Source organism: Helicobacter sp. UBA3407, assembly GCF_949747025.1.
GTDB classification, from domain to species: Bacteria; Campylobacterota; Campylobacteria; order Campylobacterales; family Helicobacteraceae; genus Helicobacter_D; species Helicobacter_D ganmani.
In genome coordinates this window covers 1-9838 of record NZ_CATKCB010000170.1, presented here as the reverse complement: position 1 = coordinate 9838, position 9838 = coordinate 1, and the positions used below count along the sequence as shown (strand labels likewise).

Genomic DNA, 9838 nt, shown 5'->3' with positions numbered 1-9838 from the left:
GCTTGCGCAAGGATAATCGCATCAAAATCTCCTTCTTGAAGCCTTTTTAGTCTTGTTTGCACATTTCCACGCAAACTTTGCGTTTCCAAATCCTCCCTTAAGGCACTAATCTGCATTGTGCGCCTTAGTGAAGTTGTCCCGACACGCGCACCAAGCGGAAGCTCCTCCAAACTCGCGTATTTGAAGCTCAAAAAACTATCCCGCACATCTTCTCGCTTCGTGATTGCCGCTAGTCCCAAGCCCTCTACAAATTCCACCGGCACATCTTTGAGGCTATGCACTGCCAAGTCTATTTCATCTTTTAAGAGCAATTCTTCTAATTCTTTGGTAAAAAGCCCCTTACCACCGATTTTTGCCAAAGGCACATCTAGGATTTTGTCGCCTTTAGTTTTGACGATTTTTACTTCCACTTCTATGTCTTTGTATTGCGCCTCTAGGCAATCTTTGATATGGTTTGCTTGCCAAAGTGCTAGCACACTTCCGCGTGTGCCGATGATGAGTTTTTGCATTGCTTCTCCTTACTTTTCTATGACTTCTACATCAATGATTTCGCTATTTTGAGGCTTGTTGCTTGTGTCAAAGGGTGTGGAATTAGGAGCAGGTTTTTTCATAAAAGGCTTAACGGCTAAGAATCCAATTGCGCTAAACTGCATTAAAATCCCTAAAATATCGGTTAATCCACCGGGTAAGATTAATAGGATTGCTCCAAGGATTCTGAAAATATTAGAACCCACGAAAGCTTCATAGCCGATTTCTCTTTCTCTAAGGCGCACGAGGGCATCGCCTAGAAAAAAGCGATAATTTACTAAGATAAACAATCCCAAAATAGCACTGAAGATAATCTCTAATACAAAGCCCAAAACGCCCAAGAAATCAATCATTTCAAAGGTGATAAAGACTTCTAAAAACAAGTAAATGAAAATCAAAATGAATCGCATTGGCAAACCTCAAAAATCTTAGAAATTAGTGCGTCAAAATCTTGAATCCCTAGAGATTCTTTGGCTAAATCTTTACGTCTTATGAGTTCTATTTCACCTTTTTCTAAGCCTTTACCTACGACGATTCCAAAAGGCAATCCTATCAACTCAAAATCGGCTATTTTCGCACCATATCGTTCGGCTCTGTCATCTAGCAAGCATTCAATGCCCTTGCTTTGTAAGTTTTCGTAGAGTTTTATGCCCATTTGCATTTGGGATTGCTCTTTGATGTTAGAAACAATAAGATGAACGCAAAAAGGCGCACTCGCACGCGTCCAAATCATTCCGCGCTCATCGTGGTGTTGCTCTATGATTGCGCTTAAAAGTCGTGAGATTCCGATTCCATAACAACCCATAATAAAGGGCTTTGCTTTGCCTTCCTCATCTAAGAAAGTTGCCTCCATTGCGCTAGAATACTTTGTGTCAAGCTGAAAAATATGTCCCGCCTCAATTCCCTTAGTAAAATAGAGTTTGCCTTTTTTGCAAACAGGGCAGAAATCCCCCTCTTTGACTTCCACCAAATCCTTAAACTCCAATCCTTCAAAAGTGCTTAAATCCACGCCGACAAAGTGATAATCCACTTCATTTGCCCCGCAGATGAGATTGCTAGCATTTTCTAGTTCTTTATCAAAATAAATATAAGGGCTAGAGGTAAGATTGCGCAAGGCAAAAGGTCCGATGAATCCTTGCACAAGTCCCGCACTTTTTAAGTCTTCCTCACTTGCTTCTACAAGTTCGTTTGCACCTACAATGGCGTTTAGGGCTTTGGTTTCGTTTAAACTATCACTTCCGCGCAAGAAAAAATACACCAATGCGTTTTTTCCACCATCAAAGAGTGCTTTTTTTACCACTGCTTTGAGCGTCCAAAACGGCTCTACCTTAAAAAACTCGCTTAAAGATTCTATGGTTTGCACCTTTGGGGTATGAAATTTGGCAAACGAAGCGACAGGGGCTTCCGTGTTCGGAAGTTTTTTAATGCGCGTAGCTGCTTCTAAATTCGCTCCATATTGACAACTATCACATACGCAAATTGTGTCCTCTCCGCTCTTTGCAAGCACCATAAATTCCTTGCTTCCATTCCCGCCAATCGCCCCGCTGTCCGCAAAAACAGCGCGGAAGTCCAATCCCAAACGCGTAAAGATTCTGCTATAAGTAGCTTCCATAAGGTCAAATTCGCGTTTTAAATCCTCTGTGCTTGAATGAAAGCTATAACCATCTTTCATAATAAACTCTCTTGCGCGCATAAGTCCAAAGCGCGGACGAATCTCATCACGGAATTTGAGGTTGATTTGGTAGAGGTGGATTGGTAATTGTTTGTAGCTTTTGATATTTGCTTTGACTAGCTCTGTAATCACTTCTTCGTGTGTAGGTCCTAGCACAAAGTCATTGTCTTTTCTGTCTTTGAAGCGCAAAAGCTCCTTGCCATATCTTTCAAATCGTCCGCTTTTTTGCCACAGAAAGGACGGAGTAACAAAGCCGAGTGCAACTTCGTTTGCTCCTGCATTGTCCATTTCCTCTTTGACAATTTGGCGCACCTTGTCTAAAACACGCTTGCCAAGGGGCAAAAAGTTATAGATTCCGCTGCCAATTTGTTGGATAAATCCGCCACGAACTAAATATTCGTGGCTTTTTAGAACGACATCTTTAGGGGTTTCTTTAAATGTTGGGAGAAATAATTTTGAAAATCGCATAGCTTTCCTTGTGGTTTAGGATAAAGTTTTGTCTTGAGCGTATTCGCATTTGTAGGATTCCAACATTTTGCCTTGTGTATCCTGCTCAAAAAGGAATCGCAAGGATTCAATTACGCTGTCTCCTTTGGGTGTGTTGGCAACAGATTTTAGGTTGATTGTCAAATCGTGCAAAAAGGTATTGAAAGCATTGTGGAGAGTTTTTTCAATGTTTTTTTCATAGTCTTTTGGCAAATAGCCCTTTGCGATTCCTTTGTTTAGCTCTTTCATTGCGGCGTCTTTGGCAAGGGAGCGGATTGTCTTGATGAGTGGTTCTACATTGAGACTTTGTTGCCAGCTGAAAAACTCTTGTGTTGCTCTTCCTACGATTCCATAGGCAATTTTTGCTTGTTCCTCACGCAAGGTTAAATTTTTGCGCACAATATCCTCTAAATCATCTACGGCAAAAATTTGGATTTTGTCGCTCTTCTCCATAATTTCACATTCAATATCTCTTGGCACAGCCAAATCAAACCAATAGCGATTCCAATCCTTTACCTCTACCATATCATAGGTGATAATTGTATGTGGTGCGCCTGTGGCACTAAAAATAAGCGGAATCTCGTTGATATAAGTGCTAAGGTCTTTGAAACTTTCTGCGCGAATCTTTGCGTTTGGAGAGAGGGCAAAAATCTCATCGCAAATTTTTTGTGCATTTTGAATTTCGCGGTTGATGATTAAAACTTCACAACCTGCGTTAATAAGGTGTTTTGCACAAAGATTGCTCATTTCACCCGCTCCAATCACGAGGGCAAATTGACTTTTCAAATCCCCTAGAATCTCTTTTGCCTTAGCTACCGCGGTGCTTGCCACGGAGACAGAGTTTTGTGAAATACTTGTGGAGTTGCGCACACTTGCGGCACAGCGAAAGGCAAAATGAATTGCGCGGGAGAGATACAAGCCACAACAGCCTAGTTCATAAGAAAACTTAAACGCACTTTTGAGCTGACCTGAAATCTGTGTTTCTCCTACAACAAGGCTATCTAGTGAGCTTGCCACACTGAAAAGATGATGAATTGCACTTAAATTTTCGTAACTATCCGCGCACGTTCGTAGCTCTGGGAGTGGAATCTTGGAATAATTGTTAAGTTTATCTAGCAAAAATTCCTCTGCCTTTTCGGCATTTTGGACATTTAATATAAATTCAATGCGGTTACAAGTAGAGAGAATCACTGCTTCGCTGATGAATTTGTTGCTAACCAAGTCTTGCAAAAATTCCTTTGTCGAGGGATTCTTTATCTCCAAGCTTAAGGCTTCACGCATAGCAATATCAGTATTTTTATGCGAATAGCTTAAAATGTAATAATCCATTGGCTTCCTTAAAAGTCGCGTTCAATCATTTCGCGCATAATTTGTATAAGTTTATCACAAGATTGATTAGCAATCGCTTCAATTCCATTGTTGCCTAAATGTTTTGCTAGAGCAAGACTTTGAGTTATTGCGTCTTTCGCTTTTAGCTCGTTTAAAATCCATTCTTGTTCTTGCGCTTGCAGGTCTTGTTTAAACGCATTTTTTAAACGCATTCTGTCGTTCTCGTTTAATTTATGATATAAGAAAATATAGGGCAAGGTTGTTTTACCCTCTTTGAAGTCGCTTAGAGCTGGTTTGCCTAGAGTTTTGGAATCCGCAACAATGTCTAGCACATCATCAATGATTTGAAATGCGATTCCAAGATTGCGCCCATAGAGGCGGAATCCTTGCGCTTCCTCTGCGCTTTTGCCTGCTAAAAATGCTGCGGAATACGCGGTGGCTTCAATGAGTGCAGCTGTTTTATGTTCTATCATTTGGAGATATTGACTTTCATTGGGATTAAAGCTTTTTGCCAACTCTACATCTTCTAGTTCGCCGATTGCAAGAGTGGTAACTGCATTTGCAATAATGCGCGGAATCATCGGATAATTTTCTTGCAAGCTTGTAAGCTCACAAAAGGCTTTGGAATAAAATATATCGCCTAGCATAATAGAGTTTTTATCACCAAAAAGTGCGTTGATAGAGGGCTTAGAGCGTCTTGTAAGGGCATTATCAATCACATCATCGTGCAGGAGCGAAGCACTCTGAATCATCTCAATGACTGCACAAAGCAAAATACATTCTTCACATTCACCCGCAATGTGAAGCGCAAGTTTGGAGCGGAGCATTTTGCCTCGCTGCAAATGCGCACTCAAATCTAATACGAGCGGGGATCCCAATTCTTTTAAAAATTCTTGAATTTTTGTTTCAATGTGCGCTAAAGCCTCCATTTGGAACCTTCCTTTCATCAATGATATTAAAATCTCTGTTGCCTTGATAAAGATAATATTTCAAGGTTGCAACTTTTTTGGTGCGGTGATAATCCTTAAAACATAGCATAAAAAAGGGTTCTTCGCTATAATATTTTTGTTCTGGTTTGAGCAGAGGGACTTTATAGCATCTGCGCTGATAGTCTTGGTAAAGAATAAATTGGTGTGGAAAAGAATCGTAATTTAAGTGCATTACCAAGCCCTCGTTTTTTAGTAATGTCCAACGAAAAAACAATGTCTTAGCTGCCTCTCTTGCTTGCAAAGTCAAAAGATAAAATTCATCTTTGTTTAGCTCAATGAATCTTTCTGCTTTCCATACCGGTGGTGCAAAAAGCATTGAAACTCCTAGAATCGCACTCAAGATTGCTGATAAACTAAAGAGTGTAAATATTTTCATTCTTAGGATTCCATTGGAGTTGCTTAGTGCAAGAATTGCATTTTGTCTTTATTCATTTTGTGTTAAAATATTTCCCATAGATTCAATCGCAATATTTTGTGTGCGATGATGGATTTCGTCTGAGGATTCCTCGCTATTGGTTAAGTAGGCTAATTCTTCTTCCCACATTTCCCCTAGTCTTTTTTCAAGCAGAATCTCCATTGCCGCTTGGCGCTCTAATAAGCGCGTAAGCTCTTGTGCGCTTAAGCCTTGTGAGGCATTAAAAATAATCTCAATCCATTTTTCTTGTGGTAAGCCCTCTAAAATATGTTCCATAATGTTCCTTATATTTATGAATTTAGTCTCGCAAGCACGGCATTTTGGTGTGCGTCTAGTCCCTCTGTGTGTGCGAGAATTCCACATTCTTGTCCCATTTGTGTGATTCCTTTTTTGGAAAAGGCGATGATAGAAGATTTTTTCATAAAATGCTCTGTGGAAAGAGGTGAAAAAAACCTTGCACTTCCGCCTGTTGGCAGGGTATGGTTTGGTCCTGCAATATAATCTCCAATAGGTTCGGGAGTGTTTTCGCCGATGAAAATTGCCCCCGCGTGTTGAATCTTAGATAGAATCTCCAAAGGATTTTTCACAAGCAATTCCAAATGTTCGGGTGCAATTTGATTCATCAAGGCAATGCCCTCTTGAATGTTTTGTACAATGAGAATTGCTCCGCGCTCATTAATGGATTTTGCCGTGATTTCCTTGCGTGGCAAGGTGGCTAAAAATTCCTCAATCTTTTGTGCGACTTGTTTTGCCAAGTTTTCGCTTGTAGTGATGAGAATAGAGCTTGCCATTTCATCGTGTTCTGCTTGTGAGAGTAAATCCCAAGCAAGATAATCCGCCCTTGCGTCTCCGTCGTTTAGGATTCCAATCTCACTAGGTCCAGCAATCATATCAATCTGCACTTCCCCAAAAACAAGCTTTTTGGCGGTCGCAACATAGATATTGCCCGGTCCTGTGATGACATCTACTTTTTGGATTCCTTTTCCTTGTGAATCTTGCGCACCAAAGGCAAGCGCACCTATCGCACTTGCTCCACCAATTTTATAGGCTTCTTTAATACCACAAAGGTGCATAGCAGCAAGTAATAAGGGATTGGGTTCGTTGTGCGGAGTAGGCGTGCAAACGACAATTTCTTTCACTCCTGCAACAAGGGCTGGAATCGCATTCATTAAAAGTGAGCTAGGATAAGCCGCCTTGCCTCCGGGGATATATAGTCCTGCTCTGTCCATAGGCGTAACTTTCTGTCCCAAAATATTGCCATTTTCCTCAAAGTCTAGCCAAGTTTTAGGCTTTTGCTTAGAATGAAAGGCGTAAATGCGTTCAAAGGCGAGTTGTAAGGAATCTTTCAAAGGAGTTTCTATGGCTTCATAAGCCTTTTGCATTTGTTCTTGCGTGATTTTTAAATCTGAAAAGTTAGTTGGATTCCAATTATCAAATTGTGCAACTTGCGCTATAATCGCACTTTGCCCTTGCTTTTTAATCGCATTGAGCAACTCCTTGACGCGCCCCTCAACGTTTTCTATATCCATAGCACCACGCTTGAGTATTTTTTCAAACTCGGTATTGAAATTTGAATCTTTACTATTCAATAAAGCAATCATTGCTTAAAAAACTCCTTTAATTCCTTTATTAAGAATTTGGCATTTTAGCCTTTTATGTTTAATTTTATTTTAATTACAGAATCTTTATGGGCAAGATTTCATCTTAATAGATTGCTGCGAAAATTTTATAAATTTTCTTGCAAGGACAAAATCTAATCTCTTTGCCATTATATGCGTATCCAAATGGCTTTAGGCTAATTTTGTATAAAACTTTGTTAAAATAGTGCAAAATTTTTATAAAGGTATAGAATGCAAGATTCCAAAATGCGAGAAATCTTGAAAGAATCTAAAGTTATTGCTGTGCTTGGATTGTCTCCAGAAGAGAGCAAGCCGAGCCATAAAGTGGCAAAATTTTTGCAAAATAAAGGCTATGAGATTCTACCCATTTATCCTAAGGGAGGCGATATTTTGGGGGTAAAAGCCTTTACGAGCTTAAAGGAAGCTTTTGAAGCACAGGACAAAGCGGGTGTGCGGATAGATATTTTAAATGTTTTTCGCAAAAGTGAAATGTTGCCCGAAATTATGCGTGAAGTGTTGGAGTTGCAAAATCCTCCACTTTGTGTTTGGGTGCAACTAGGATTGCAAAATGCGCAGGCGCGTAAAATGCTAGAAAATACAAAGATAATGTATATTGAAAATTTATGTATCAAACTTGAATACGAAAGGTTATTTGTATGATTCCACTTTCTAAAATTATGGACGCTAAGGCACGATTAGAGGGTATCGTGCAAAACACGAAGTTAGCTTTTGCTCCTAAACTTAGCCAAATTTGCGGAGCAAAGGTGTATGTCAAACAAGAAAATTTACAAAATACAGGCTCTTTTAAACTGCGCGGAGCGTTTAATAAGATTTCATCTTTAGGCGAGGAGGAACGCGCTTGTGGTGTGATTGCTTCTAGTGCGGGTAATCACGCACAAGGGGTTGCGTATAGTGCGAAGCATTATGGAATCAAGGGTGTGATTGTAATGCCAGAGGCAACGCCACTGCTGAAAGTAATGGGAGTAAAGGAGCTTGGTGCAGAAGCAATCTTAAAGGGCAATAATTACGATGAAGCCTATGCCTATGCGCTAGAATATGCTAAAACGCATAATTTGCAATTCATTCACCCTTTTGCTGATGAGGAAGTGATTGCGGGACAAGGCACGGTTGCGCTAGAGATGATTGAGGCACAAAGTCATCTTACAAGCATTGTTGTGCCAATCGGCGGTGGCGGGCTTATCTCTGGAATTGCAGCGGCGTATAAGCAAATGTTGCCGAGTGTGCGCATTATTGGAGTTGTCGCGGAGGGTGCGCCCGGAATGTATCATTCTTACCACAAAAAAGAAATCCAAAGCACGGATTCTGTGCGCACAATTGCTGATGGAATCGCAGTGCGTGATGTGAATCCTAAGAACTTTGAATACATTTTAGAATCCGTAGATGAAGTTGTAATGGTAGATGATGAGGAAATCGCCAATGCGGTGCTTTATTTGCTAGAAAACCAAAAGCTTGTCGTAGAGGGAGCAGGAGCTAGTGTGGTTGCAGCAGTGTTACACCATAAATTTGCTTTGCAAACGAACGAATCTTTGGGGCTTGTGTTAAGCGGAGGGAATATTGATGTAACAATGCTTGGAAATATTATTGAGCGAGGGCTTGTGCGCTCTCACCGCAAAATGCAAATTTCTGTAACGCTAATAGATAAACCCGGAAGTTTGCAAAAATTAAGCGATTTACTCTCCAATCTTGGCGCAAATATTGTCAAGATTGATTTTGATAGGACTTCCACTTCTCTTGCTTTTGGTGATGCAAATATTGTGATTATGCTTGAAACAAAAGGTAAAGAACATCAAGGAGCAATTCGTTCGCAGCTACAAAAACAAGGTTATGTGTTTATAGAGGTTTAAGGAATCGCAACTTTGAAATCGCAAACTCGTAGTTTTTTTTGGCTTTTTAGCTTATTTTTTTTAAGTCTTGGCGCACTTTTGTGGTTACTTAGCACATTAAGCATTAGCTATAACGAAGCGCAAGAGTTTTTTAATCCACAGCATTTTTGTGGATTTGTTAGCTCTTATAGCGCAAAGATTCTAGGACAAAACGATTGGAGTTTGCGACTACCTTTTTTATTGTTGCATTTTTGCAATGCTTTTTTGATGTTTTATTTTGCAAGAGATTTTTTAAAGCACTCCAACGACGCGGTTTTTTGCGCTTTGTTGTTTCTTTTATTACCCGGTGTTAATGCTGTTGCTTTGTTGGTTTCTAATAGTGGAATCGTGATTTGTTTAACATTGATTCTCTGTATTTGGGTGCAAAAAAACAACACGATTCCTTATGGATTGCTTTTGATAATGGCTTTTGTGGATAGAAGTTTTGCTTTGGTTTTTATTGCGTTGATTTTTTATGGCATTGAACGCAAGCAAACACTTTTGATTTTTTTGTCTTTGGGGTTTTTCGCGCTCAATATGTATTGTTTTGGGTTGGAGATTGGCGGACACCCAAGAGGTTATTTTTTGGATAGCAATGGGCATTTGTTGTTGATTTTTTCTCCATTGTTGTTTTTATATTTTTTATACACGCTTTATCGTTATTTTAATCAGAGCAAAAGACCCTTAGTTTGGCATATTGCAAGCGTAGCATTGGGTTTTATTTGGTTGCTTTCCCTGCGTCAAAGGGTGCAGACGGAATTTTTCGCGCCTTTGCTGATTTTAGCGATTCCTTTAATGGTGAATCTTTATTTCTCTGGGCTTCGCGTGCGTTTGCCACAATTTCGGGCGCGTTATACGATTCCATTTTTAGCTACTTTTTTGGTTTTGTTGCTTTGTAGTGGAATGTTATTTTTATC

Annotated in this window: 11 protein-coding genes; 3 read left to right on the top strand and 8 right to left on the bottom strand. The window is 39.9% G+C overall.

Translation table 11 applies throughout. From position 1 onward, the window contains the following. The 8 genes from hemC to hisD all read right to left on the bottom strand — a co-directional run. Window positions 1-509 (bottom strand): hydroxymethylbilane synthase (gene hemC, locus Q1553_RS06485; protein WP_300842832.1); only part of this gene is annotated, 509 nt, incomplete at its 3' end. A gap of 9 nt (window positions 510-518) precedes the next feature. After that, complete coding sequence (locus Q1553_RS06480; RefSeq protein WP_115551921.1) at window positions 519-938, bottom strand: FxsA family protein; 420 nt, start codon at window positions 936-938, stop codon at window positions 519-521. Further along, window positions 923-2668: a proline--tRNA ligase gene (locus Q1553_RS06475; RefSeq protein ID WP_297600562.1), complete on the bottom strand. Its 1746-nt coding sequence runs from the start codon at window positions 2666-2668 to the stop codon at window positions 923-925. Before Q1553_RS06475 ends, Q1553_RS06480 begins: the two co-directional genes overlap by 16 nt. A gap of 15 nt (window positions 2669-2683) precedes the next feature. After that, window positions 2684-4015, bottom strand: a complete 1332-nt coding sequence (gene hemA, locus Q1553_RS06470) for a glutamyl-tRNA reductase (protein ID WP_115551919.1) — start codon at window positions 4013-4015, stop codon at window positions 2684-2686. A gap of 8 nt (window positions 4016-4023) precedes the next feature. Further along, window positions 4024-4944 (bottom strand): polyprenyl synthetase family protein, encoded by a 921-nt coding sequence (locus tag Q1553_RS06465; RefSeq protein WP_115551918.1) that lies wholly within the window; start codon window positions 4942-4944, stop codon window positions 4024-4026. After that, entirely contained in the window at window positions 4922-5380 is a 459-nt protein-coding gene (locus tag Q1553_RS06460) for a hypothetical protein (RefSeq protein ID WP_115551917.1), read from the bottom strand. The genes Q1553_RS06465 and Q1553_RS06460 overlap by 23 nt, the downstream gene beginning before the upstream one ends. A gap of 48 nt (window positions 5381-5428) precedes the next feature. Further along, on the bottom strand, window positions 5429-5695 hold the full coding sequence (locus tag Q1553_RS06455) for a DUF2018 family protein (protein ID WP_115551916.1): 267 nt from the start codon (window positions 5693-5695) through the stop codon (window positions 5429-5431). A 14-nt stretch (window positions 5696-5709) separates the two neighbouring features. Beyond that, complete coding sequence (gene hisD / locus Q1553_RS06450) at window positions 5710-7020, bottom strand: histidinol dehydrogenase (protein ID WP_115551915.1); 1311 nt, start codon at window positions 7018-7020, stop codon at window positions 5710-5712. Between the two features lie 249 nt (window positions 7021-7269). On the opposite strand from hisD, the gene Q1553_RS06445 reads away from it, so the two are divergent. The 3 genes from Q1553_RS06445 to Q1553_RS06435 all read left to right on the top strand — a co-directional run. Next, window positions 7270-7698 carry a CoA-binding protein gene (locus Q1553_RS06445; protein ID WP_300842831.1) on the top strand — a complete coding sequence of 143 codons (429 nt, stop codon included), beginning with the start codon at window positions 7270-7272 and terminating at the stop codon, window positions 7696-7698. After that, complete coding sequence (gene ilvA, locus Q1553_RS06440; protein ID WP_297571474.1) at window positions 7695-8903, top strand: threonine ammonia-lyase; 1209 nt, start codon at window positions 7695-7697, stop codon at window positions 8901-8903. Before Q1553_RS06445 ends, ilvA begins: the two co-directional genes overlap by 4 nt. Before the next feature lie 12 nt (window positions 8904-8915). Continuing rightward, the coding region (locus Q1553_RS06435; RefSeq protein ID WP_300842830.1) for a hypothetical protein at window positions 8916-9838 on the top strand (923 nt) is incomplete at its 3' end.